Below are 24,929 nucleotides of genomic sequence, written 5' to 3' on the forward strand. Positions count from 1 at the left end.
GCGGGGGAGCCAGCGGACGCGGACGGGTCGGCAGGCTGCCGCCGGGTGCCGGCTCGGGGCGACTGCGCCGGCCACCCTGGAGCGGCTCGGGCTCGGCGGACCGCCGGCCGTGCCCACCGGTACCGGGAGCGACCGGCAGCGCCGACGGGGTCTGGCGTACCGCCCGCCGGGCGGGGAGCGCCGGTGGCGTGGTCACCCGCGCGGAGAGGGTGGCGACGAGGGCGTCGCAACCCGCGTCACAGGCCCGGACGGCGGCCACCGCCTGCCGGACGGTCTCGGCCACGGCCGAGGTGAGGGCACGGTTGACGGTGGCCCGTCGGGGGGTCTCGGAGATGGCGACCCGCAGGGCGGTCACCGCGTCGCTGATCGTCTCGGCGTCAGCGACGCCGTCCGCCGCCAGGTGGGCGGCGATGGCCTCGGCCGCGACCGAGATGTCCTGCCCACGGGCGGTGGTGCCACCCAGCATCCCCGGTTCGGGCAGCGCGTCCAGCACGGCCAGGGAGACCGGCTCGGCCGGGTCCGGGTAGGCCCGCAGGGCAGCCGGGTACAACTCGCGGAGCACCTCCCGCAGGGCCACGGCAGCCGAGTGCCGGCCGCTGGCCAGGGCCGCGTGGGCGGCGAGGACCGGCTTGTAACCGGCCAGGTCACGGGGGGCCGGCAGGGTCACCGCGGAGAGCGCACCGGCCTGCAGGGCCCGGGCCAGGCCGACGGCGCGCCGCTCGGCCGGCGGGGACTGCATCTCCTCCAGCGACTCGTCGTCGGCGAACCGCTCGGCGAAGTCGTCGACCGAGTCGTCGTCGGCGATCGCGAGTGGACGGCCGGCCGCGCTCAACAGCGAGGTGACCATGTGGTCGTCGCTGTCGGCGGCGATCGCCGCGCCACTCGGCCCGCCGGACCGCTCCACCAGCAGCGCCCCGAGCCGGGCGTACCCGGCGGGGTCGTCGCTGATCTCGCAGACGTGCAGGAGCCGGCCTGCGTCGTCGACCACAGCGGACGTCAGTGTCGGGCCGGCCGAAGCCGGCCCGGCGGCTGAATCCGCCGAGGCCAGGCCGCAGTACACGCGCACGAGCGCCACGGCGTCGTCCTCCTCCCGGGACCGGGGTCGGGTTCTATACCAGAGTCTGATGCTCCCTGGTAGGCGTCAGTCGCGCCAGTCCACGACCGCAGAGATCTTGCCGACAATGGTGCGCCAACCGAGACTCGCGGTCTGGGCCCCGATCTTCTTCAGCCGGCGTCGGGCGAAGATCGCACCGAGCCCGCCGTTGACCGTGGTGCGCAGGGCCTCGTCCAGATCGTCCAGGCTGGACCCGCTGGAGAGCATGTCCAGGACGGCCGGCAGGCGCAGCGCGTACGCCAGGTCCCGCGCCACCTCGCCGGCCTCGATGAGCAGGGCCGGGTCCCAGGTGTCGTGCCCGCCCCGCAGGTTCTCCACCACGAGGTCGAGTTCGTAGGTGTCCTCGTCGAGCGGGGCGATGTCCGCCGGGCTGATCCGCTCGACCAGCGCGTCCCAGGTGTCGAGCTGGGTGAGGTCGTTCGCGGCACCCGACCGGACGAAGCTGACCAGCGCCTCGGGGCTCTTGAAGAGCAGCAGCCGGCCCTGGTGGGTGAGGAAGACCGGTACCTCCTCGTCGCCGTCGTCCGACCCGTCGGTGTCCTCGTCGGTGTCGTCGTCCGCCTCGTCGTCGGCGTCGTCAGCGGCGTCGTCATCGGCCCGGCCCTTGCGGTCCCGGGTCTTCGCGGCTGCGGCTTCCTCCTCCTCGGCCTCGGCGAGCTGCTCGGCGAACTCCTCGTCGAGGATGACGACCGTCTCGTCGTTCTCGTCCTCGGTCACCGCGCGGCTGCGGGCCAGGAACGGGTCGTCCTGGTCGCGCTCGCCCACCTCGGTCGGGGTCACCTCGCGGGCCGGCCGGTACGCCCGGAGCGTGAAGCCGCTCCCGGCGGGCAGCGCGATCTCGACGGGATCGATACGCAGCTCTTCCCAGAGCCCGCGGTCGGCGGTACCGGCCGTCGCAGTCTCGTCGTCGCGCTCGTCGGGGTCGTGCGACCCGGCGGCCTCGTCGAGCTCGGGCTCGTCGGCGTCGGGTCGTGGGGACGACTGGCGGGCCACGCTGACCTCCGTGTGGACTCAGGTTGCGTACTCGCCGGTAATCCTGCCGGTCGAGTGACTCTGCGCACATACCCTAGTGGTCGGGCTCACGGTCCCGAAGGCCGCACCCCACCGGTCCGAATGGCGGGGGCCGGTTGGCGAACCGCCGAACTATTAGTAGCCTCTCTACCTATGAAGGCGCAGGCGCTGCACGGACACCTCGACGCGCTGCTGCTCGCCGTGCTGGAGGGCGGCGCCCTGCACGGGTACGCGATCATCGAGGCGCTGCGCGCACGCAGTGGCGGCAGCCTCGACCTGCCCACCGGCACGGTCTACCCGGCGCTGCGTCGGCTGGAGCGCGCCGGGTACGTGGACAGCTCGTGGAGCACGGTCGGCGGTCGGGAACGGCGCACCTACCAGCTCACCGGGTCGGGCCGGCAGGCGCTGGCCGCCGAGCGGGCCGGCTGGCACGAGTTCCGCTCGACCATCGGCCGGTTCCTCGACCCCGGCGGTACCCCCACCGCGCCGGCCTGATCCGGGTCCGGGCGTTCCCCGGCCGGTCAGCGGGTCGTCGCCAGCCAGGTGTGGGCCGCCCGCCCCAGCCAGACGTATCCGGTACCGACCACGAACAGCCCCACGATCATCGGCGGCCAGGTCAGCGCCGCCTCCCACAGGCCCAGCGACCAGACGTAGAGGCCGGCGCCCGCCCCGGCGGCCAGCAGCAGCGTCCCGGTCAGGCCGCACCCGAGCGACCGGACCGCGCCGACCGGGGCCGTACCACCCCGCCGGGCGTTCCAGCGGAGCAGCGCCCAGCCGGCCACCGCGAGCAGGGCGGCACCCACCCAGAGCCAGTTCAGCGTGGCAGAGAGCAGGACGTATCCGGCGGGCGGGCGGGGACCGTCACTCCAGCTCGACCCGCGCCAGGTGAGATCACCGGCGACGGTGAGCACCCCGGCCACCGCCACCACCCGCACCGCGAGGGCCCGCAGCGCCGCGGCGGCCAGCTCACGCTGGTACGCCGGTACCAGTTCGGCCGGATCCCCGAACTCGGCCACCGCCCGGTGCTGCGCCGCCGGTCCGTCCATCCCGGCCAGCGTGTACGCCTCGACCGCGTCGGCCAGGCTGTCCCGGACCTCGTGCACCAGGTCGCGCCGGAGCCGGGCCGGACCGCGCAGCCGCCGGTCGAACGTGCGCACGTACTCGTCCACGATGCTGGATGTCGCCCCCATGGGCGCGAGCCTGTCACGCCGGAGCACCCGCTGCGGTCCGGGGCGACCCTGGTCCGTCCCGGAGATGCGGGTCAGGGTGACACCCGGGGTACGCCCGGCAGCCGGCGCGCAGGCCGGTCAGGCGGTCAGCGAGGTGTAGCCCCGCTCGGCCACCTTCTGCAGCCGCCACTGGTCCCGGTACCAGCCGGGGGCCGCGACCAGGTCGACGTGCCGACCCCGCTGGACCACCCGGCCGCTGTCCAGCACCAGGATCTCGTCGAAGCCGGCCAGCCCGGGCAGCCGGTGGGTGACCAGCAGCACCGAGTGCCGGGCCGGTACGGCGGCGAGCGCGGAGGCGAGCACCGCGTCGGCGGCGGCCGGGTCCAGCCCTTCGGTGGGTTCGTCGAGCAGCACCAGGGCCGGTGCGGCGAGCAGCGCCCGGGCCAGGGCCAGCCGCTGCCGCTGGCCGCCGGAGAGCTGCCCGCCCTCCTCACCGACCATCGTGTCCCAGCCTGCCGGCTGCTGGCGTACCCAGTCGTGCAGGCCGGCCGCCGTGACCGCCCGGTCGAGGTCGTCCGGGTCCGCGTCCGACCGGCCGAGCAGCAGGTTCTCCCGTACCGACGCGTGGAAGACGTGCGCGTCGGCGAGCAGGCCGCCCACCGCCCGGGGCAGCTGTCCCGGCGGCAGGTCCGTCGGGTCGACCCCGTCCACGGTGACCCGTCCGGCGGTCGGACGGACCGCGCCGGTCAGCACGCCGAGCAGGGTGCTCTTGCCGGCACCACTGGTACCCACCACCGCGACCCGGCTGCCCGGGGGCAGGTCCAGGCTGACCCCGTCCAGGGCGGCCGGGCCGCCCTCCCGGTAGCGGACCACGACCTCGTCGAGCACCCAGTGCCGCTCGTCCGGTACCTGTTCGCCCGTCACCGGCCCGGCTGCCGGGGCCGCTGCTGGTCCGGCTGCCGTGCCCGTAGACGGCGGTCCGGCTGCCGGGGCGGTGTCGAGCAGTTCGGCGACCCGAACCAGTCCGGCCCGCAGCTGGATCCACTGGCGTGCCGCGCCGACCAGGGCCAGGGTCATCTCCACGGCGGCCAGGCTGCCGACCGCGAGTACCCCCACCAGTACCCCGCCGACGTCCGCACCGAGTGCGACGGCCACCACCCCGGCTGCGGTCACCCCGGCGAGCAGTACCCCGGCACCGTCCACGGCGAAGCCGGTGAGCGCCAGCCGTCGTTCCAGCCGGGCCAGTCGTCCGGCCCGTTCCTCCGCCCGGCGCAGCGCTGCCGGCTGGGCCCCGAAGGCGGCCAGGTCGGCGGCCCCCTGGGTGAGGTCGACGGTGTCCACGGCGAGCGCACCGCGCAGCGGCGCGAGCTGGGCGGCGGTACGACGGCTCAGCGCGGTCGCCACCACCGGCAGTACCAGTCCGGCCAGCAGCAGCCCGGCGGCGAGCACCAGCGCCGCCACCGGGGAGACCAGCGCCGTGCCGGCCACCGCGAGCACGCCCACCACTGCGGCGGCGGCCCCCGGTACGACCACCCGGAGCAGCAGGTCCTGCCCGGCCTCGACGTCCGAGACCAGCCGGCTCAGCGCGTCCCCGGACCGGTCGGTGGCGGCCGGCGGCCGGGCGGCGAGGCTGGCGAAGACCCGGGTCCGCAGGTCGGTGACGATCCGCAGGACCGCGTCGTGCCCGGCGAGCCGTTCGGTGTAGCGCAGTACGCCCCGGCTGATCGCGAGCGCCCGGACCGCGACGATCGCCACGGTCAGGGTGTCCAGCGGAGGTCGGCCGGCGGCACTGACCAGCAACCAGGTGGCGGTGGCCATCAGCGCCAGCCCGGCCAGTTCGGTGGCGGCGGCGAGCAGCCCGGCGCCGACCAGCCGACCGAGATAGGGCCGGGCCAGCCGGAGTACGGTCCGCTCCGCAGCGAGACGCCTGCCGCCGCGTCCCGGTTGCTGCCCGACCCGCTCCACCCCGATGCCCCCGCTCATGCCACCGGCTCCGGCCGGGTCAGCTCGGTCACCCGGCCGTCGTCCACCCGCAGTACCCGGTCGGCGGCCTCCAACAGCGCCGGCCGGTGTGCCACCAGCAGGGCGGTACGGCCGGCCACCAGCCGGCGGGTCGCGTCCAGTACGGCGGCCTCGCTGGCCGCGTCGAGCCGGGCGGTGGGTTCGTCGAGCAGGATGAGGTCGGCGTCCCGGAGGAACGCCCGGGCCAGCGCGATCCGCTGCCGTTGCCCACTGGACAGTCCGTACCCGCGCTCGCCCAGCCCGGTGTCGACCCCGTCGGGCAGCGCGGCGACCACCTCGTCCAGCGCGGCGGCCCGCAGCGCGGCGTCGACCGCCTCCGGGGTCGCCTCGGGGGCGCCGAGCCGGACGTTGTCGGCGACCGAGGCGGCGAAGAGGTGCGCCCGCTGCGGTACCCAGGCGACCCGGCGCCGCCAGCCGTCGAGGTCCACGGCGGCCAGGTCGACCCCGTCCACCGTGATCCGGCCCTCGGTCGGGGTGACGAAGCCGAGGAGCAGGTTGAGCAGGGTGCTCTTGCCGGCCCCGCTCGGCCCGACCACGGCGATCCGCTCGCCGGGGCGGATGGTCAGTGTGACGTCCCGTAGCGCGGTGGTCCGGTCGTACGCCACGGTGACGGACTCGAAGCGGATCTCACCCGGGCCGTCCGGGACAGGTGTCGAGCCGTCCGGGACAGGTGTTGACAGGGGGCCCTTCCTGTCGTTTTCTGTCGTGGAAGGGGCCCTTCCCTGCACGTCGGTTTCGATGCTCAGCGCCTCGTCGAGCGCGGTCAGTCCCTCCATGCTGGCGTGGAACCGGCTGCCGGCGGCCCGCAGGGGGAGGTACGCCTCCGGGGTGAGCAGCAGGATCAGCAGCGCGGTGGAGAGGGTCAGCCCGCCACCGAGCAGCCGGATGCCGACCGGCACCGCCACCAGGGCCACCGACAGGGTGGCGACCAGTTCCAGGACCAGCGCGGAGAGGAACGCGATCCGCAGCGTGCGCATGGTCGCGACCCGGTGCCCGTCGGCCATCCGGCGGACCACGTCGACCTGGGCGTCGGCCCGGCCGAACAGCCGCAGGGTGGGCAGCCCGGCGACCATGTCGAGGAAGTGCCCGCCGAGCCGGGCCAACCGGCGCCACTGCCGTTCGGTGGCGGCCTGCGCCTGCCAGCCGAGCAGGGCCCCGAAGACCGGGATCAGCGGCAGGGTCACCGCGATGATCAGCGCGGACGACCAGTCCGCGAAGACCAGCCGGGCCAGGACCGCCACCGGCACGGTCACGCTGAGCACCAGCTGTGGCAGGTACCCGGTGAAGTAGGCGTCCAGGGCGTCCAACCCGCGCCCGGCGAGGGTGGCCAGCCGGCCGGTCTGCTGCCCGGCCAGCCAGCCCGGTCCGCGCTGCCCGACGGCGGCGAGCAGGTCGGCCCGGAGCGCCGCCTTGACCGTGGCCGCCGTGCGGGCCGCCACCACGCCCTGCCCCCAGACCACCGCCGCCCGGCCGGCGACGGCGACCACGAACCCGACCAGCGCCACCCGGTCCAGCCGACCGTCGGCCGCCGTGGCCAGCAGCGCGGCCAGCGCGGTCGCCTGGCCGACGACCAGGATCGCGGTGAGCACGCCGAGTCCGCCGAGCACGGCGAGCTGGCGCCGGGTCGCGGGGACCCGGCGCAGCAGACGCGGGTCGAAGGGGCGGCGGTTCACCAGTACACCGGGGCCCTGCCGTCGATCCGTCCGCGGAACATCCACCAGCACATCGTCTGGAAGCCTAGTAGGGCCGGCAGGAGCGGTGCCGCCAGCCAGCCCAGCAGCCGCAGGGTGGGCGGGCTGGCCGCCGCGTCGGCCACGGTCAGGCTCGCCGCCGGATCGGCCGTGGAGATCAGCGCGTACGGCCAGATGGTCGCGGCGATCAGCAGGACCGGCAGGGCGAGCGCCGTCGCGGTGGCCGCGAACGCCACCCCGGGCCGCCGCCGGGTGAGCGCGACGCGGGCCACCACCAGCGCCGTGACCAGCAGCACCGGCAGGAGTACGGCGGCAGCCGGCTGGTGGGCGTTGGCGCGTACCGGCCCGGTGAGCAGGCCCACGACGGTGGTGGTGGCCACCATGGTGACCGCCACCGGTACCAGCCGGCGGGCGGTCCGGCCGGCGGCCGGCGCGGCGCCGACCGGCAGTCGGAGCGCGAGGAACGTGGCACCGTGCACCGCGACCAGGGTGACCAGGGTGAGCCCGGTCGCGGCGACGAACGGGGTGAGCAGGTGACCGACCCCGGCGACGTGCCCGTCGGTGTCCAGCGGTACGCCCTGGAGCAGCCCGGCGAGCACCGCGCCCCAGCCGAAGGCGGCCAGTACGCTGCCGGCGGTGACCAGCCGGTCCCACCGCTGCCGCCCCGGTCGACCGGTCGCCCGGCTGCGGAGCTGCACCGAGGCGGTGACGGTCATCACCCCGGCGAGGGCGGTCGCCACGGCCGGGTAGAGGCCGGAGAGCAGTTCCCCTTCGAGCATCGGGAACGCGCCGAACAGGATGCCGGCGGCGGCGACCAGCCAGACCTCGTTGCCGAGGAAGAACGGGCCGACCGCGTTGAGGGCCCGGCGCCGCCCGGCCGCACCGGTGGCCCGGGTGAGCAGCAGCCCGACCCCGTAGTCGTAGCCGGCGAGCACCAGGTAGGCGGCGAAGAACGCGCCGAGGACGGCGTACCAGAACAGTTCCACGTCGGTCTCCTGCCGGTTCAGGCCGGGGCCGGCGTGTACCGGCTGCGGTCGGGCTGGTCGGTGGGGGTGCCGGACACGTTGCCGAACGCGTTGCCGAACGCGTCGTCGAACGCGTCGTCGGGCAGGTCGTCGTCCGGTCCGGCCGGGCCGGCGCCGGGTGGCCGGCCCAGGGCCGGGTCGAGGGCGCCCCGGGCGGCGTGCCGGGCGATCAGCGTCCAGTTGGCGACCGTGAGTGCGCCGAGCAGCAGGCTGAAGCCGAGGAAGGAGACGAGCATCACCCCGCCGCCGACGCCGGAGACCGCCCGCTCCACCGGGAGCAGGCCGTACGCCATCCAGGGCTGGCGGCCGACCTCGCGGGCCAGCCAGCCGAGGATCGACGCGACGAACGGCAGCGGTACGGCCAGCAGCAGCACGTAGAGCGGGAAGCGCAGCCGGATCAGCCAGTCCCGGTACAGCAGCGGCACCAGGAACACCAGCAGGCCGAGCCCCAGGCCGATGAGGATCATGAAGCCGAGGCCGCCGTTGGCGAGTACCGGTGGGGTGTAGTCGCCGGGGCCGAACCGGGCGGTCCAGTCGGCGACGGCGGCGTCCTTCGCGGCCTCGCTGCCGTACTTGGTGGGCTGGACCGGGCCGACCGCGCCGAACTGGGCGAAGCCGAAGCCCTGTACCAGGATCACCGCCCCGGTGGCGGCGACCAGCCCGATCCGCAGCGACGTGCGGAACAGTGCGAAGTCCGGGGTACGCCGGATCAGGTGCCAGGAGCTGATCCCGGCCATCAGCATGCCGCCGGTGAGCAGCGCGGCGGCGAGGACGTGACCGAGGGCCATGCCGAGGGTGGGGTTGGTCAGCAGCGCGGAGAAGTCGGTCAGGTGGGCGATCCCGTCGCGTACCTCGTAACCGACCGGGTTCTGCAACCACGAGTTCGCCACCAGCACCCAGAAGGCGGAGGCGTACGCGGTCAGCGCCACGCCCCAGAGCAGGGCCAGGTGGACGCCCCGGCGCAGCCGGTGCCAACCGAAGATCCACATGCCGAGGAAGGTCGACTCCAGGAAGAAGGCGACCAGGGTCTCCATGGCCAGCGGGGCGCCGAAGACGTTGCCGACGTACCGCGACAGGCCGCTCCAGTTCAGCCCGAACTGGAACTCCATCAGGATGCCGGACGCGATGCCGAGCACGTAGTTGATCACGTAGAGGGTGCCCCAGAACCGGGTCAGCCGTTCGTAGGCCGGTTTCCGGGTGATCGTCCAGGCGGTCTGGAGATAGAGCAGCAGGGTGACCAGACCGAGGGTGACCAGTACGAACAGGAAGTGGATCGAGGTGGTGGTGGCGAACTGGAGGCGTGCGAGGAGGAGGGGGTCCACAGCCGTCCTCTCAAGAGTTGGCTTCCTTGTCATAGCGAGCCTACACGTAGCCACGCTACCTATATGGTCCTGCGGTGGCGACGACCTGCTGCCGGCCGAGCCGGCGCTGGATCAGATCAGGAGGACCGGAAATCCGGGGTGATCGGCGGCGGCGCGCCGTGGTCAGCTCAGGAAAAGCGAGACCGGCAGGGCGACCAGCAGGGTCGCCACCCCCAGGGCGGTGGCACCGAGCAGGCGGGGCGGGCGTCCGGGCAGCACCAGCCGCTGCACCCGTACGTCGATGTCGGTGTCACCGAGGCCGAGCGCCCCGGCCGGGGTGATCCGGTGCCCGGCGGCGGCGAACCGGCGCAACGCCCCGGCCAGCGGCGCCTCGGCGTGCAGCTCGCGCGCCTTGTCGTCGGCCCGCATCTCCACCAGCAGCGCCACCCGCTCGTGCGCCGCGTGCACCCAGCCGAACCACGGTAGGGCCCGGCGCAGCGCGGTGAACGGCAGCAGCACCAGATCGTGCCGTTCGTCGGCGTGCGCCCGCTCGTGGCTGAGTACCGCCGCCAACTCGGCCCGGCTCAGCAGGTCGAGCGTCCCGGCGCTGACCACCACCTGGGGGCGTACCCCGGGCAGGCAGTACGCCGCAGCCCCCGGATGGTCCAGGACCAGCGCGCCCGGTGCGGCCGGGTCGTCCCGGGCGACCAGGGTCAGCAGGTCCCGGTGCCGACGCTGCGCGCGGACCGTGCCGAGGATGCTGCGGAAGGTCGTGGTGAGCAGCACCGCAGCGATGCCGACGCCCACGCCCACCAGCCCGAGCTGGACGACCCCGATCCCGGTCGGCAGGGTGTCCCGGAGCAGGTCGCGTACCAACGCGAGCAGGGCGCTGCCGGTCGGCCGGTCGTAGGCCGCCAGGCCGAGCGCCATCGGCAGGCCGATCGCGGAGAGGCCGAGGGCCAGGCCGACCGCCTGCCAGCAGACGATCGCCACCCGGGGACTGCGCCAGGGCCAGGTCGACCGGCTGAGCACCTGGGCCGTCAGCCAGCAGGCCAGCATCGTCGCGGCGAAGTGCAGGGCGTACGCCACGGCTCGGCCCTACCGCTCCGCTACCTCGTCGGCGGCCGGTTTTCCGGCGCCGGCCACTGCCTCGGTGGTCGCCTTCCCGGCGCCGCCGGCCGCCTCGGTGGCCAGCGCCGCCCGCAGTACCTCCGCCTCGGTACCGCTCACCGAGCGGGCGAAGCGGACCAGGGCCGCGTCCCGGCTGCCACCGAGATCGAGGGCGTCGAGCATGAGCTGGGCGATGTGCGCCTCACGGGTGGCGGTCGGCCGGTAGCTCCAGGCCCGACCCTCGCGTTCCCGCTGCACCATCCCCTTGCCGGCGAGCCGGTCCAGCACGGTCATCACGGTGGTGTACGCCAGCTCGCGCCCGTCCAGGGCGTCGGCGACCTCGCGTACGGTCACGCCGCCGGACGGGCCGGGGTTGCGGTCCCACAGCACGTCCATCACCGCACGTTCGAGGTCACCGAGTCGCGTCACACGCCAAGCCTACCGGGTGTAGTAGATCGACCGACGCCCCCACCCCGTCCGGGTTGATCATGAAGTTGTTGCCACCTGGCTCGGCGTGTCGTGACAACAACTTCATGATCAACGCCGAAAGGGTGGGGTGGGAGGCGAGATCCGGGCGGCGGGGTGACGCGTACGGGTGGGTCAGCTGCCCTTGGGGTGCCAGACGGTCTTCGTCTCCAGCAGGGCGGTCATCCGGCCGGTACCGGGATCGGCGGTCCAGTCGACCGGCCCGGCCGGCGGGCGCAGTACCCGCTTCAGCGTGCCGGCGGCGGCCTCCTCCAGGGACTTCGCCAGGTCGGCGTCGGTGACCCCGGTCAGGTCCAGGGCGTTGACGTCGGCGTGGCTCGCCAGCCACGGCGCGACCTCGGCGGCCCGGCCGGTGAGCAGGTTGACCACCCCGCCCGGCAGGTCGCTGGTGGCCAGCACCTCGGCCAGGGTGATCGCCGCCAACGGCCGCTCCTCGGCGGCCAGGACGACCACGGTGTTACCGCTGACGATGGCCGGGGCGACCACGCTGACCAGGCCCAGCAGGGCCGAGTCGGCGGGCGCGACCACGGCGACGACCCCGGTCGGCTCCGGTGCGGAGAGGTTGAAGTACGGGCCGGCGACCGGGTTCGCGCCGCCGTACACCTGGGCGAGCTTGTCGGACCAGCCGGCGTACCAGACCCAGCGGTCGATCGCCGCGTCCACCTCGTCGGCCGGTACCCCGAGCGCGGTGAACTGGTCGCGCCGGCCCTCCAGCATCTCGGCGACCCGGTAGAGGATCTGACCCCGGTTGTACGCGGTCGCCCCGGACCACCCCTTGACCGCCGCGCGGGCCGCGACCACCGCGTCCCGGGCGTCCTTGCGGGAGGCCAGCGCCACGTTCGTCTGCTCCACGAGATACGACCGTCCCGACTCGCTGCGGGGGAACTTCCCGCCGATGAAGAGCTTGTACGTCTTGCGTACCGCGACCCGCTCAGACATTGAGGTAGGCCTCCAGCCCGTGCCGGCCGCCCTCGCGGCCGTAGCCCGACTCCTTGTAACCGCCGAACGGCGAGGTCGGGTCGAACTTGTTGAACGTGTTCGCCCAGACCACCCCGGCGCGCAGCCGGTCGGCCATCCAGAGGATCCGGGAACCCTTCTCGGTCCAGATCCCGGCCGACAACCCGTACGGGGTGTTGTTGGCCTTCTCCACCGCCTCGGCGGGGGTACGGAAGGTCAGCACCGACAGCACCGGCCCGAAGATCTCCTCCCGGGCGATCCGGTGGGCCTGGGTGACCCCGGTGAAGATGGTCGGGGCGAACCAGAAGCCCCGCTCCGGCAGGGTGCACTCCGGCGACCAGCGTTCGGCGCCCTCGGCCGCGCCGACCTCGGACAGTTCCCGGATCCGGTCGAGCTGGGCGGCCGAGTTGATCGCCCCGATGTCGGTGTTCTTGTCCAGCGGGTCACCGACCCGGAGCTGGGCCATCCGGCGCTTCAGCGACGCCAGCACCGGCTCGTACACCGACTCCTGGATGAGCAGCCGGGAGCCGGCGCAGCAGACGTGCCCCTGGTTGAAGAAGATCCCGTTGACGATCCCCTCGACCGCCTGGTCGACCGGGGCGTCGTCGAAGACGATGTTCGCCGCCTTGCCGCCCAGCTCCAGGGTGAGCTTCTTGCGGGTACCGGCCACCGCGCGGGCGATGGCCCGGCCGACCTCGGTCGAGCCGGTGAAGGCGACCTTGTCCACCCCGTCGTGTTCGACCAGGGCCCGGCCGGTCTCCCCGGCGCCGGTGACGATGTTCACCACGCCGGGCGGCAGGTCGGCCTGCTGGCAGATCTCGGCGAACAGCAGCGCGGTCAGCGGGGTGGTCTCCGCCGGCTTGAGCACCACGGTGTTCCCGGCCGCCAGCGCCGGCGCGATCTTCCAGGCGAGCATCAGCAGCGGGAAGTTCCACGGGATGACCTGGGCGGCCATCCCGAGCGGCCGTGGGTCGGCGCCGCTGTGCCCGCTCGTCGGCCGCTGGCCGAACCCGGCGTACGGCAGCTTGTCGGCCCAACCGGCGTAGTAGAAGAAGTGGGCGGCGACCAGCGGCAGGTCGACGTCCCGGGACTCCTTGATCGGCTTGCCGTTGTCCAGCGACTCCAGCACGGCCAGTTCCCGGGAGCGTTCCTGGATGATCCGGGCGATCCGGTAGAGGTACTTCGCCCGGTCCCGGCCCGGCATCGGACCCCAGACCTGCTCGTACGCCGTGCGGGCGGCGCGGACCGCACGGTCCACGTCGGCCGGGCCGGCCTCGGCGATCTCGGCGAGGACCTCCTCGGAGGCCGGGTTGATCGACTTGAAGGTGCCGCCGTCCCCCGGGTCGACGAACTCGCCGTTGATGAAGAGCCCGTACGACGACCTGATCTCCACCACCGAGCGGGACTCGGGAGCGGGCGCGTATTCGAACATTCGTCAGTCCAGGGTGAAGTAGTCGGGGCCGGAGTACGTGCCGGTCGTCAGCTTGGTGCGCTGCATCAGCAGGTCGTTGAGGAGGGTGGAGGCGCCGAACCGGAACCAGTCCGGGTCGAGCCAGTCCGGTCCGACGGTCTCGTTGACCATGACCAGGTACTTGATGGCGTCCTTGGTGGTCCGGATGCCGCCGGCCGGCTTCACGCCGACCTGCCGTCCGGTGGTGTCGCGGAAGTCCCGCACCGCCTCCAGCATCACCAGCGTCACCGGTGGGGTGGCGGCCACCGGGACCTTGCCGGTGGAGGTCTTGATGAAGTCGGCGCCGGCCAGCATGGCCAGCCAGGACGCGCGGCGCACGTTGTCGTAGGTGGCCAGCTCGCCGGTCTCCAGGATCACCTTGAGGTGGGCTCGTGGGCTGCCCGGCAGACCAGCGGCGGCACCGTCACAGGCCGCCTTGACCTCGACGATCTCGTCGAAGACCTCTTTGTACCGGCCGGCGAGGAAGGCGCCCCGGCTGATCACCATGTCGATCTCGTCGGCGCCGGCGGCCACCGCCGCCCGGGTGTCGGCGGTCTTCACCGCGAGCGGGGCCTGCCCGGACGGGAACGCGGTGGCCACGCTGGCCAGGTGCACCGTGGACCCGCGCAGCACCTCGGCGGCGTACGGGACCATCGACGGGTAGACGCAGACCGCGCCGACGTGCGGGCAGGACGGGTCGGCCGGGTCCGGGCGGAGCGCCTTGGCCGACAGGGCCCGCACCTTGCCGGGGGTGTCCGCGCCCTCCAGGGTGGTCAGGTCGACCATCCGGATGGCCAGGTCGATCGCCCACGCCTTGGCGGTGGTCTTGATGGAACGGGTGCCGAGCTGGGCCGCCCGCTGTTCAGCGCCGACCTGGTCGACCCCGGGCAGCCCGTGCAGGAAGGCCCGCAGGGTGGCCTCGGATCGCCCAAGCTCGGACAGGTCGGACCGGTCCGACGTCGTTGTCGCCGTCATGCCAGGCAGTCTACGCACCCCGGCGCGACGTGATCTTGATCACCGACGTAGGTTGGGCTTTCGTGGACGTACTCGTTGTTGACCATCCGCTTGCCCAGGCGCGACTGACCGCCATGCGGGACGAGCGCACCGATTCCGCGACATTCCGGGCGTCGCTGCACGAACTCACCACCATGCTGGTGTACGAGGCGGCGCGGTCCTTCCCGATCGAGCGGTACCCGGTGCAGACCCCGGTGACCGCGACCGAGGGCACCCGGCTGGCCAACCCGCCGCTGCTCGTCCCGGTCCTCCGGGCCGGCCTGGGCATGGCCGACGCCGCGCTCGGGCTGCTCCCCGAGTCCTCGATGGGCTTCGTCGGCCTGGCCCGCGACGAGGAGACCTACGAGCCGCGCGCCTACATGGAGTCGCTGCCCCGCGACCTCGCCGGCCGCCCGGTGCTGGTGCTCGACCCGATGCTCGCCACCGGCGGCTCGCTGGAGCACTGCTGCCGACTGCTCGCCGAGCGCGGCTGCACCGACATCACCGTGCTCTGCGTCCTCGCCGCGCCGGTCGGCATCGAGCGCCTGGAACGGTCCGGCCTGCCGTTGCGCCTGGTCACCGCCTCGATCGACGAGGGGCTCAACGACCGGATGTTCATCGTGCCGGGGCTCGGCGACGCCGGGGACCGGCAGTTCGGCGGTATGCCGCGCTTCTGACCCGTCGGCCTGCCGCGCTTCTGACCCGTCGGCCTGCCGCGCTGCTGACCCGTCGGCCTGCCGCGCTGCTGACCCGTCGGGGGGAGCATGGGGTGCAGTGCCCGGGAGACTGGTGCGCGCCGTGCTTCCAACCGCTACCGTTCCGGGCCATGACAGGTGTTGCGCTCGCCGAGGAGCTGCTGCTGCTCGCGTACGACGACGAGACAGGTAAGGCGACCACCTCGCGGATCGGTCTGGATCTCGGGATGGCCGCTGCGGTGCTGGTGGAACTGGCCCTGGCCGGTCGGGTCGCGTACGCCGACGGCACGCTCGTGGTCGCCGATCCCACCCCGACCGGCGAGCCGATCCTGGACGGGGTGCTCAGCCGGATGGCGGCGGACACCCCGCACAGCCCGGCCTCCTGGGTCCAGCGGCTGCGGCACGGCCTGCGCGACGCGATCCTCGGTGACCTGTGCGACCGGGGGGTGGTCCGCGACGTCGACGAGACCGAGCTGGGTTTCATCCACGTCCACCGGTACCCGGCGGTCGACGGCACCGTGGAGGCGGACGCCCGGCGTCGGCTCGCCACCGCCCTGACCAGCGACGACGTACCGGACGAGCGGACCGCCGCGCTGGCCACCCTGGTCGCCGCGTCCCGGATGGAACCCGCGCTCGGGTTGGACGGCGCGGCGGCCGTCGACGCGCACCGCCGGTTGGACGAGATCGCCGGCGGTGCCGGGTTCTCCGGCACGGTCAGCCTGGAGGAGTCGGTGGTCCGCCCCTCGGTGGCGCTGGTGATCGCCGCGCTCGGCCAGGCCATCAACGCCGCGCTCGGCCCCCGCGCCTAGCCAGCCCTCCCGGCCCCCGGTTGTTAACAAGGGCCCCTTCCTATACCGAAAACGATAGGAAGGGGCCCTTCCTTGCACCTCACATGCCGAGGGCGGCGGCGACCTCGGTGCGGAGCGCGGCGACCGCGTCGGCGGCCCGGGCCCGCGCGGCGGCGACGTCGCCGTCCGGCACCGGCTCCACCACCTCCAGGTACGCCTTGAGCTTCGGCTCGGTACCGGAGGGGCGGATCACCACCCGGGCCGTGTCGGTACGCAGGATCAGCACGTCCGCCTCGGGGAGCAGGTCCTGCACCCCGGTGACCGCCACCCCGAGCAGGGTCGCCGGGGTGTCGGCGCGTACCCGGGCCATCGCGGCGGCGATCTCGCGCAGGTCGGTGACCCGGACCGCGTACTGGTCGGTCAGGTGCACGCCGAACTCGGCGGCCAGCTCGTCGAGCCGGTCGGTGAGGGTACGCCCCTGCGCCTTGAGCCCGGCGGCCAGCTCGGCGACGGTCAGCGCGGCGGTGATGCCGTCCTTGTCGCGTACGTGGTCCGGGGCGACGCAGTAGCCGAGCGCCTCCTCGTAGCCGTAGACCAGTCCACCGTCGTCCCCGCCGGCCCGCACGATCCACTTGAACCCGGTCAGCGTCTCGGCGTAGTCCATGCCCCGGGCCGCGCACATCGAGCGCAGCAGCGACGACGAGACGATCGTGGTGGCGTACCGCCCCTGCACGCCCCGGCGCATCAGGTGGTCGGCGAGGAGTGCACCGACCTCGTCACCGTGCAGCATCCGCCAGCCGCGTACCGCGTCCCGGACCACCACCGCGCACCGGTCGGCGTCCGGGTCGTTGGCGACCGCCAGGTCGGCGCCGATGCTGTCGGCGAGCGCCACCAGCAGGTCCACCGCCCCCGGCTCCTCCGGGTTGGGGAAGCTGACGGTGGGGAACGCCGGGTCCGGGTCGGCCTGCCGGGCGACCACCCCGGGCACCCCGAAACCGGCCCGGACGAACGCGGCGGTCAGCACCGCCGCACCGACCCCGTGCAGCGGGGTGTACGCCACCTTCAGCGACCGGGGGCCGTCCGGTGCGACGACTGCGGCGGCCGACGCCACGTAGGAGGCGGCCAGGTCGTCGCCGAGCACCTCACCGGGCGCACCGAGGGGCACCCCGGCCAGCTTGCCGACCGCCCGGATGGCCGCCTCGATCTCCGCGTCGACCGGGGGGACGATCTGGGCGCCGGCACCGGCCGGGCCACCCAGTTCGGCACCGAGGTACACCTTGTAGCCGTTGTCCTGGGGCGGGTTGTGACTGGCGGTCACCATCACCCCGGCGGCGGCACCGAGTTTGCGCACCGCGTACGCCAGCACCGGGGTGGGCAGCGGGCCGGGCAGCAGCAGCGCGGCCCGGCCGGCGCCGGTGGCCACCTCGGCGGTGCGCTCGGCGAACGCCTTCGAACCGTGCCGGGCGTCGTACCCGATCACCAGCGGGCCGGTCGCGTCGCGGCCGGCGAGCCAGGCGACCAGCCCGGCGGCGGCCTGGGTGACCACCGCGAGGTTCATTCCGTTGGGGCCGGCGCGCAGCGGGCCGCGTAGCCCGGCGGTGCCGAAGGTCAGCGGGCCGGCGAACCGGTCGGTCAGCTCGGCCGCGCTGCCGGGCAGCCGGTCGATCAGTTCGCGCAGCTCGTCCCGGGTGACCGGGTCGGGATCGTCGTCGAGCCAGCGCTGGGCCCGGTCCCGCAGGTTGTCGACATCGTTGTCAGTGGTCTCCGCCGCCATGCCCCTTGATAGCACGGCGGCGGATCACCACTGTCCCCGCTTCCCCCTCGGGGCGGTCAGTTCGCCGAGGTCAACTGGAACGACTTCACCATCTCGTCGAAGATCGGCTTGCTTTCGGCGAACTTCGCCTCGGTCGAGGTCAGGTAGAACGAGTACGCCTTGCCGCCGGTGACCACGCCGCGCCACACGCCGTGCCGCATGGCGTCGCCCTCGCCGCAGTTGTACTCGAACTCGGCGGCCGGCTTGCCGGCCAGTTCCACCTCGTTCATCGCGAGCTGCTTGTACGGCTTGACGCAGGAGGTGCTCCGCTTCTGGAGCCCCTCCTCGGCCACCTCGGCCCAGCGGGTGGACGTGGTGCTGAAGTCCTCGGTGATGATGCGGACCTTGCGGCCGGGGTCCGCCGGGTCGATGTAGTCGGTGTACGACCCGCCGGTGGCCCGCTTCCAGCCCTTCGGTACCAGCATCGAGATGCCCCGCGCCGAGTGCTGCTGCATCTCCGGGGCGGTGGCCGCCGGGGCGGTCGCGGTCGGCGGGCCGGCCTGCGGGGTCGGCGGTGGGTCGTCCGAGCCGCCGGAGAGCGCGAAGATCCCGATCAGCAGCAGTACGACGACACCACCGGCGGCGGCGAGCTGGACCTTGCGGGGCCAGCCCTGCACGGTACCGATCAGGCGTTTCACCCCGGACGGCTTACCTGCTGCCGGGTCGGTGCCACCGTCGGTGCCGCCCGGGGTGGTCCACGGCTGGCCGGTACCCGGCACGGTCCACTGGCTGCCGGCGGGCGTGCCGTAGGTGCCGCCGGCAGAGGGTCCGCCCGGCGTACCGCCGAACGGCGTACCGCCGGCCGTACCGCCGGCCGTACCGCCGAACGCCGAGCCACCTGCCGTACCGCCGAACGCCGAACCACCTGCCGGACCGCCGAACGACGGGCCCACCGGGGCCGGGCCGGCCGGGGCGCCACCGAAGGCCGCCGCGACCGGGGCGGGGCCGGCCGGCTGGCCGGTGGCCGCGCCGCCCGGGGCGGTCGTGCCGAACGGGCCGCCCGCTGCCCCGCCGAACTGCCCGGCGGCGCCCTGCCGGCCGATGCGCTGGGTCGGTTCGGCTCCGCCGATGCGCTGCGTCGGCTCCGCGCCGCCGACCTGCGGGGTCGGTTCGGCTCCGCCGATCCGCTGGGTCGGCTCCGCGCCGCTGACCTGTTGGGTGGCGTCACTGTCGGGAGCCGGCTCGGCGGCCTGCCCCGCCTTCCCGGCGTCGGTCGTCGGCTTGCCGGCACCCGGCCTGGGCGGCGGCGCCATCGCGCCGGTCGGCACGTCCAGGGCGGGGGGCGGCCCGCTCGGGTTGGTCTCGTCGAGGGCCGCCTCGGGCCGGGCCGTGGCCTCCGGCTGGGCCGGTCGCTCACCCCGACGGAGGGCAGCCAGCCGGTCGGTGAGCGACTCGCCGGCGCCGATCATCGCCCGGCCGCCGATCTGGCCGCTGGGCTTGGGCTTCGGCTCCTCCGCGACCGGCGTGGCCGGCTGGTAGGCCACCCGGGGCACCGGCACCACCGCGTACGGGTCGGTGACCAGGTTGGCCGGCGCCTTGCTGGCCAGCGGCCCGGCCAGCAGTTCGCGCAGCATCGCCCGGGAGGCGTGCACGTCGAGCCGGCGGGCCGGGTCCTTCTCCAGCAGGCCCATCAGCACCCCGGTCAGCGGGCCGCACCGGGTCGGTGTGGCGGGCGGGTCCTCGACCACCGCGTGCATGGTCTCGATCGGGTCGCCCCGGTCGAACGGCGGCCGACCCTCGACCGCCGTGTAGAGGGTCACCCCGAGGGAGAAGAAGTCGCTCGGCGGGCCGAAGTCCTGGCCCATCGCCCGCTCCGGGGAGATGAAGTGCGGCGAGCCGAGCACCATGCCGGGCGTGGTGAGCTGCACGTCGGTGGGCATCCGGGCCACCCCGAAGTCGGTCAGCACGCACCGGCCGTCGGAGCAGATGAGCACGTTGGCCGGCTTGACGTCGCGGTGCAGCACCCCGTGGGCGTGGGCCACCTCCAGGGCGCCGAGCAGCGCGATGCCGATCTTGGCGACCGCCCGGGGGGCGAGCGGCCCGTCCTCGATCACCATGTCGGCAAGGCTGCGGGCGTCCAGCAACTCCATCACGATCCAGGGCCGACCGCCCTCGGTCACCACGTCGTAGACCTGCACCACCGCCGGGTGCTGGAGCGCGGCGGCGGCCCGGGCCTCCCGCAGGGTCCGTTCGTACATCGCGTCGCGGTCGCTCGGGGCCAGGCCCGGGGGCAGGACCACCTCCTTCACCGCGACCTCGCGGCGCAGCAGGGTGTCGGTGGCACGCCACACTGTGCCCATGCCACCGTTTCCGACCGCTGACCGCAGGGAATAGCGCCCGCCAATGGTTGTGCCGGGGGCGGCACGTCCAGTGGGGGTGTTGACCGGTCCGCCGCTCCACGTCGGGATTTGAGTCACAGAAAAGCCACCGGGGGAAATCGAGGGGGGCTGGGACACAACCCCCCTATCTTGCGGGTTGCGACAGCCGATGCGAAACCCGACCCGACGGTGCTTTCCGGAAGGTTGACGATCAGTGTCCGGAGGTTCACCCTCGGTCCAGCCGATCGGACCGGCTGTGCGGAATCCCTCACTGTACGGCCCCGGGCGGATCTCCTGCCAGGAGGCGTCGCGTCCTACCATCCGGGGATGAGTGAACGGCGGTCGAGCGAGTCCGGTTTCCCGATCAAGGACGTCTACACGGCGGCGGACCTGCCGGGCGATCTCGACGCCCGTACCGGCGCGCCGGGGGAGTACCCGTACGTCCGTGGGGTCTACCCCACCATGTACACCTCCCGGCCGTGGACCATGCGGCAGTACGCCGGCTTCGGCACCGCCACCGAGTCCAACGCCCGCTACCACCAGTTGTTGCGGGCCGGCACGATGGGCCTCTCGGTCGCCTTCGACCTGCCCACCCAGATGGGGTACGACTCGGACGACCCGATCGCGCACGGTGAGGTCGGCAAGGTCGGGGTGGCGATCGACTCGATCGAGGACATGCGGCTGCTCTTCGACGGCATCCCGCTGGACAAGGTCTCCACGTCGATGACCATCAACGCCCCCGGCTCGGTGCTGCTCCTGCTCTACCAGCTCGTCGCCGAGGAGAACGGGGTCTCCGGCGGGGCGCTGAACGGCACCATCCAGAACGACATCCTCAAGGAGTACATCGCCCGGGGGACGTACATCTTCCCGCCGAAGCCCTCGCTGCGGTTGGTCGCCGACACGTTCGGCTACTGCCGCAAGGAGGTGCCGAAGTGGAACACCATCTCCATCTCCGGGTACCACATGGCCGAGGCGGGTGCCTCGCCCGTGCAGGAGATCGCCTTCACCCTGGCCAACGGGGTCGAGTACGTCCGGGCGGCGCTCGCCGCCGGGCTGGCCGTGGACGACTTCGCGCCCCGGTTGTCGTTCTTCTTCGTGGCCCGGACCACCCTGCTGGAGGAGGTGGCCAAGTTCCGGGCCGCCCGGCGGATCTGGGCCCGGCTGATGCGGGACGAGTTCGGGGCGCAGAACCCGAAGTCGCTGATGCTGCGGTTCCACACCCAGACCGCCGGGGTACAGCTCACCGCCCAGCAGCCCGAGGTCAACCTGGTCCGGGTGGCGATCCAGGGGCTGGGCGCGGTGCTCGGTGGCACCCAGTCGCTGCACACCAACAGCTTCGACGAGGCGATCGCGCTGCCCACCGAGAAGGCGGCCCGGCTGGCCCTGCGTACCCAGCAGGTGCTGGCGTACGAGACCGACCTGACCGCCACCGTCGACCCGTTCGCCGGGTCGTACGTGGTGGAGGCGATGACCGCCGAGATCGAGGCGGCGGTGGACGAGTTGATGGAGCGGGTGTTCGGGCACGGTTCGGTGGTCGACGCGATCGAGGCGGGCTTCCAGAAGCGGGAGATCGAGACGTCGGCGTACCGGATCGCCCAGGAGATCGACTCGGGTGAGCGGGTGGTGGTCGGGCTCAACCGGTTCGCGATCGACGAGGAGGAGCCGTACGAGCCGCTCCGGGTGGACCCGACGATCGAGGCGACGCAGGCCGAGCGGCTGGCCGAGCTGCGGCGTACCCGGGACGCGGGTGCGGTCGAGCGGGCGCTCGGTGAGCTGCGGGTCGCCGCCACCGGTACCGAGAACGTGCTCTACCCGATGAAGGAGGCGCTGCGGGCCCGGGCCACGGTGGGCGAGGTCTGCGGGACGCTGCGCGAGGTGTGGGGTATCCACCGGCCGAGCGACCGCTTCTGATCATCACCGGCACGCCTGCGGTCCGTCACACGGCACATCCGCCCGACCGTCGGGCGGGTGTGCCGTGCGGCTTTCCGGGTAAGTGGAGGCGGTCGATCCGGTAGCCGTCGATCCGGTGGCCGACCGGGAGCGGCGGGTGCTGCGTCGATCCGGTGGGCGTGGTGGTCGATCGGGTCGGTGGGTGGCCGGGCGGTGGTCGGCTCCGTCGGATCGGCGGGCGGGTCGCCCTGATCGTCGCGCCGGTTCGGCCGATCGGTCCGGGGTGCCCTGACGGACGCTTTGTGCGGTCCGGGCAAGGAACGGTGTGTAACGGTGAGGAGTCTCCGGACTGCTCGGCGTACGCGCAGTTGACGGACCCACCCGGATGGTGAGCCGGGAAATGGGACAATCCGGATTGACCGGTCGGCTCTCCGGGTGGCGGTGACCTGCCCACCCGGGCCGTTACGCCTGGTAGAGGAGGTGGGGGTGGATGACCGCACTTGATTGGGATCCGCGGGTCGCTCTGCCTCCGGTCGAGCGCTCCGAGCGGGGGGACCGTGACTCTTCGCGGTCCGACCATCACCGGAACGAGGTTGCGCAGCGTCACCGCCGGAGGTCTAGGCTGTCTGCTGTTCCGCCCGAAGATCCATCCATTCCTAGTGATCGAGAATTCGACGTGACGAGTGCGTTGACGCTGCCCGTTGGCAGCCAGCTGGCGTCGTCGGTCTCCGCGACGCCCACCGGAGCCCAGCCGCTTCCCTTCGAGCTGGACGAGCTGCTCGCTCTCCGGGTACCGGACCTCATCGCCACACGTCGCTTCATCCATGCCCACCCCGAACTCTCCGGCCAGGAGTACGAGACCGCCGCGCTGATCGCCCGGGAGCTCTCGCTCGCCGGTCTGCACCCCCGGCTGCTGCCCAAGGGCAACGGGGTGATCTGCGACATCGACGGCCGCCCGGACGGGCCGGTGGTCGCCCTGCGGGCGGACATCGACGCGCTCCCGCTGACCGACGTCAAGGACGTCCCCTACCGCTCCACCGTCGACGGGGTCTGTCACGCCTGTGGCCACGACGTGCACACCACCGTGCTGCTCGGGGTCGGGCTGCTCCTGGCCCGGCTCGCCGAACGCGGGGAACTGCCCGGCCGGGTCCGGCTGCTGTTCCAGCCGGCCGAGGAGATCCTGCCCTGCGGTTCGCTGGAGGTCATCGAGGCCGGCGGCCTGGAGGACGTCACCCAGATCTTCGCCCTGCACTGCGACCCCAACCTGCCGGTCGGCAAGATCGGCCTGCGGGTGGGTCCGATCACCGCGGCGGCCGACAACGTCACGGTCCGGCTCAGCGGGCCGGGCGGGCACACCGCCCGGCCACACCTGACCGTCGACCTGGTCGACGCCCTCGGTCGCCTCGTCACCGAGGTCCCGGCGCTGGTCAGCCGCCGGGTGCCGGCGAACAGCGGCCTGCTGCTGGTGTTCGGGCAGGCCTCCGCGGGCACCCGCTACAACGTCATCCCGAGTGAGGCGATGGCCTCCGGCACGCTACGGGTCCTCGACCGGGACACCTGGGAGAGCGCCCCCAAGATCGTTGCCCAGGTGGTTCGCGACGTGGTGGCGCCGACCGGCGCCACCGTCGACCTGGAATACCTGCGTGGCCGGCCGCCGGTGTGCAACGACAGCCGGGCCATCTCCGTGCTCACCGCCGCCACCGCCGCCGCCCTCGGCCCCGAGGGCATCGCCGAGACCCCGCAGAGCATGGGCGGTGAGGACTTCTCCTGGTACCTGGAGTACGTCCCCGGCGCGCTGGCCCGGCTCGGCGTCGGTCGGGCCGCGCCCAACATCGACCTGCACCGGGCCACCTTCGACGTGGACGAACGGGCGATCACCGTCGGGATCAGGCTCCTGGTCCAGACGGCGCTGCGTTCGATGGCGGCTCAGTAGCCCGCGGTTCGGCAGTCATCGGCGCCCGGGGTGCCGGGGGCATCTGATCCGGTACCCCCGGTCCGGCCGGCCGGACCGGCGGCGTCGGCAGCCCGACGGTCGCCGGCACCGGGCCCGGCCGCGCCGCCACGGGTGCCGGGCGGGCGGCCCGCCGACGCCGCAGCCAGCGGAACAGCACCCACAGCGGTACGCCCAGCACCACCAGCCACGGCAGCAGTGCCCCCACGACGGTGAGTACGACGACCGACGTGTCGAGGAACGCGCGCCAGCCGGCCTTCAGCCCCACCAGGAACCCGGCCTCGTCCTCCTTCTCGGCGGGCGGTGCCGGGACCACCTCGCGGAACTCCACGGTGATCGTGGAGAGCGCGGTCAGGTCCGCCAACCGGCGCTGCTTCGCCTCCAGGGCCGCCAGGTCGGCCTCCCGCTTCGCCACCTCGCTCTCCAGCGAGATCAGCTCACCGAGCGTCTTGGCCTGGGCGAGCAGCCGCCGTCCACTCTCCACCCGGGCCCGCTGGGTGGCGATCCGGGCCGCCAGGTCGACCGTCTCCTCGGTCACGTCCTGGGTGCTGATCTCCCGGCGCAACTGCTCACCCAGGCCGGCGAGCTGGTCCACCACCCCGGTGAACTTCGCCGCCGGTACCCGCAGCTCCAGGTCGGCCTGGGCACCGCTGCGCCCGCTGTTCTCCCCGCTGCCGATGATCCGCTCGCCGCTGCGCCGGTCGGCGCCGACGAACCCGCCGGCCGTGGTGACGATCCGGATCGCGTCCGCCGCCGCCGTGTCCACGTTGTCGACGCGGACCCGCAACGATCCGGTGTAGATGATCGACCGCTGGTCGACCCGCTGGTCCGGGCGGGGCGCCTCGGCGGCCGGTTTGCCGGCCCCACCCGGTACCGCCTGCTCGGGTGCCTGCTGCTTGTCGGCCGGCGCGCCGGCCGGCGCCTCGGCGGCGCTGTCCCGGCCGGCCGAACTGTCGGCGGAGCCATCCGGTGCACTGCTGCACGCACCGACGCCGACCAGGGCGGTCAGGCCGAGTACGGCCAACAGCAGGCCCGGCCGGTGCCGTCGGAGAAGATTCATCGTCCACACCTCTTCGTCAGTGCCCCACGGATCGAGGCGATCCGTCAGACGTGCGGCGGGGGTACACCGGTTCCGGCAGACTGCG

Annotated in this window: 19 protein-coding genes and 1 pseudogene; 5 read left to right on the top strand and 15 right to left on the bottom strand. The window is 73.5% G+C overall.

What is annotated here, in order from left to right; translation table 11 throughout:
- Together GSF22_RS07175 and GSF22_RS07180 are read right to left on the bottom strand one after the other, a co-directional pair.
- A pseudogene (locus tag GSF22_RS07175) lies at positions 1-1,126 on the bottom strand (transposase); the annotation flags it as partial.
- A gap of 15 nt (positions 1,127-1,141) precedes the next feature.
- Positions 1,142-2,107, bottom strand: coding sequence for a DNA primase (locus GSF22_RS07180; RefSeq protein WP_208812099.1), 966 nt, complete (start codon positions 2,105-2,107; stop codon positions 1,142-1,144).
- Positions 2,108-2,278: 171 nt separating this feature from the next.
- On the opposite strand from GSF22_RS07180, the gene GSF22_RS07185 reads away from it, so the two are divergent.
- A complete protein-coding gene (locus GSF22_RS07185) occupies positions 2,279-2,620 on the top strand; it encodes a PadR family transcriptional regulator (protein WP_208812101.1) in 342 nt (113 codons plus the stop codon).
- A 26-nt stretch (positions 2,621-2,646) separates the two neighbouring features.
- Here the strand turns inward: GSF22_RS07185 and GSF22_RS07190 are convergent, their stop codons facing one another.
- From GSF22_RS07190 to deoC, 10 genes are all read right to left on the bottom strand, one after another.
- Positions 2,647-3,315 (bottom strand): permease prefix domain 1-containing protein, encoded by a 669-nt coding sequence (locus GSF22_RS07190; protein ID WP_208812103.1) that lies wholly within the window; start codon positions 3,313-3,315, stop codon positions 2,647-2,649.
- A gap of 117 nt (positions 3,316-3,432) precedes the next feature.
- Entirely contained in the window at positions 3,433-5,277 is a 1,845-nt protein-coding gene (gene cydC, locus GSF22_RS07195; RefSeq protein WP_208812105.1) for a thiol reductant ABC exporter subunit CydC, read from the bottom strand.
- Positions 5,274-6,989: a thiol reductant ABC exporter subunit CydD gene (gene cydD, locus GSF22_RS07200; protein WP_208812108.1), complete on the bottom strand. Its 1,716-nt coding sequence runs from the start codon at positions 6,987-6,989 to the stop codon at positions 5,274-5,276. The genes cydC and cydD overlap by 4 nt, the downstream gene beginning before the upstream one ends.
- The gene (locus GSF22_RS07205) at positions 6,986-7,993 is read right to left on the bottom strand and encodes a cytochrome d ubiquinol oxidase subunit II (RefSeq protein WP_208812110.1); all 1,008 of its coding nucleotides are present in this window, start codon (positions 7,991-7,993) and stop codon (positions 6,986-6,988) included. Before GSF22_RS07205 ends, cydD begins: the two co-directional genes overlap by 4 nt.
- 17 nt (positions 7,994-8,010) lie before the next feature.
- Complete coding sequence (locus GSF22_RS07210) at positions 8,011-9,354, bottom strand: cytochrome ubiquinol oxidase subunit I (RefSeq protein ID WP_208812112.1); 1,344 nt, start codon at positions 9,352-9,354, stop codon at positions 8,011-8,013.
- Between the two features lie 162 nt (positions 9,355-9,516).
- Positions 9,517-10,422, bottom strand: a complete 906-nt coding sequence (locus tag GSF22_RS07215) for a M56 family metallopeptidase (protein ID WP_208812114.1) — start codon at positions 10,420-10,422, stop codon at positions 9,517-9,519.
- Positions 10,423-10,431: 9 nt separating this feature from the next.
- Entirely contained in the window at positions 10,432-10,872 is a 441-nt protein-coding gene (locus GSF22_RS07220) for a BlaI/MecI/CopY family transcriptional regulator (protein ID WP_307803806.1), read from the bottom strand.
- Between the two features lie 171 nt (positions 10,873-11,043).
- Positions 11,044-11,868: an aldehyde dehydrogenase family protein gene (locus GSF22_RS07225; RefSeq protein ID WP_208812115.1), complete on the bottom strand. Its 825-nt coding sequence runs from the start codon at positions 11,866-11,868 to the stop codon at positions 11,044-11,046.
- On the bottom strand, positions 11,861-13,318 hold the full coding sequence (locus tag GSF22_RS07230; RefSeq protein WP_208812117.1) for an aldehyde dehydrogenase family protein: 1,458 nt from the start codon (positions 13,316-13,318) through the stop codon (positions 11,861-11,863). The genes GSF22_RS07225 and GSF22_RS07230 overlap by 8 nt, the downstream gene beginning before the upstream one ends.
- Before the next feature lie 3 nt (positions 13,319-13,321).
- Entirely contained in the window at positions 13,322-14,311 is a 990-nt protein-coding gene (deoC, locus tag GSF22_RS07235) for a deoxyribose-phosphate aldolase (protein ID WP_208812119.1), read from the bottom strand.
- Between the two features lie 62 nt (positions 14,312-14,373).
- Here deoC and upp point away from each other — a divergent pair, with 62 nt between their 5' ends.
- Both upp and GSF22_RS07245 read left to right on the top strand, forming a co-directional pair.
- Positions 14,374-15,006 carry a uracil phosphoribosyltransferase gene (gene upp / locus GSF22_RS07240; protein WP_208812141.1) on the top strand — a complete coding sequence of 211 codons (633 nt, stop codon included), beginning with the start codon at positions 14,374-14,376 and terminating at the stop codon, positions 15,004-15,006.
- Positions 15,007-15,155: 149 nt separating this feature from the next.
- Complete coding sequence (locus tag GSF22_RS07245) at positions 15,156-15,833, top strand: GOLPH3/VPS74 family protein (RefSeq protein ID WP_208812121.1); 678 nt, start codon at positions 15,156-15,158, stop codon at positions 15,831-15,833.
- 79 nt (positions 15,834-15,912) lie between these two features.
- Here the strand turns inward: GSF22_RS07245 and GSF22_RS07250 are convergent, their stop codons facing one another.
- Positions 15,913-17,586, bottom strand: a complete 1,674-nt coding sequence (locus tag GSF22_RS07250) for a phospho-sugar mutase (protein WP_208812123.1) — start codon at positions 17,584-17,586, stop codon at positions 15,913-15,915.
- Positions 17,587-17,642: 56 nt separating this feature from the next.
- The gene (locus GSF22_RS34530; protein ID WP_307803809.1) at positions 17,643-20,042 is read right to left on the bottom strand and encodes a serine/threonine-protein kinase; all 2,400 of its coding nucleotides are present in this window, start codon (positions 20,040-20,042) and stop codon (positions 17,643-17,645) included.
- 228 nt (positions 20,043-20,270) lie between these two features.
- Here GSF22_RS34530 and GSF22_RS07260 point away from each other — a divergent pair, with 228 nt between their 5' ends.
- Entirely contained in the window at positions 20,271-21,854 is a 1,584-nt protein-coding gene (locus tag GSF22_RS07260; RefSeq protein WP_208812124.1) for an acyl-CoA mutase large subunit family protein, read from the top strand.
- Between the two features lie 655 nt (positions 21,855-22,509).
- The gene (locus GSF22_RS07265; protein ID WP_208812126.1) at positions 22,510-23,766 is read left to right on the top strand and encodes an amidohydrolase; all 1,257 of its coding nucleotides are present in this window, start codon (positions 22,510-22,512) and stop codon (positions 23,764-23,766) included.
- Here the strand turns inward: GSF22_RS07265 and GSF22_RS07270 are convergent.
- A complete protein-coding gene (locus tag GSF22_RS07270; protein WP_208812128.1) occupies positions 23,720-24,844 on the bottom strand; it encodes a DUF4349 domain-containing protein in 1,125 nt (374 codons plus the stop codon). The two genes, GSF22_RS07265 and GSF22_RS07270, sit on opposite strands and share 47 nt — an antisense overlap.
- Positions 24,845-24,929: the final 85 nt, after the last annotated feature.

Origin of the sequence: Micromonospora echinofusca (assembly GCF_017614955.1) — a bacterium.
GTDB lineage: Bacteria > Actinomycetota > Actinomycetes > Mycobacteriales > Micromonosporaceae > Micromonospora > Micromonospora echinofusca_A.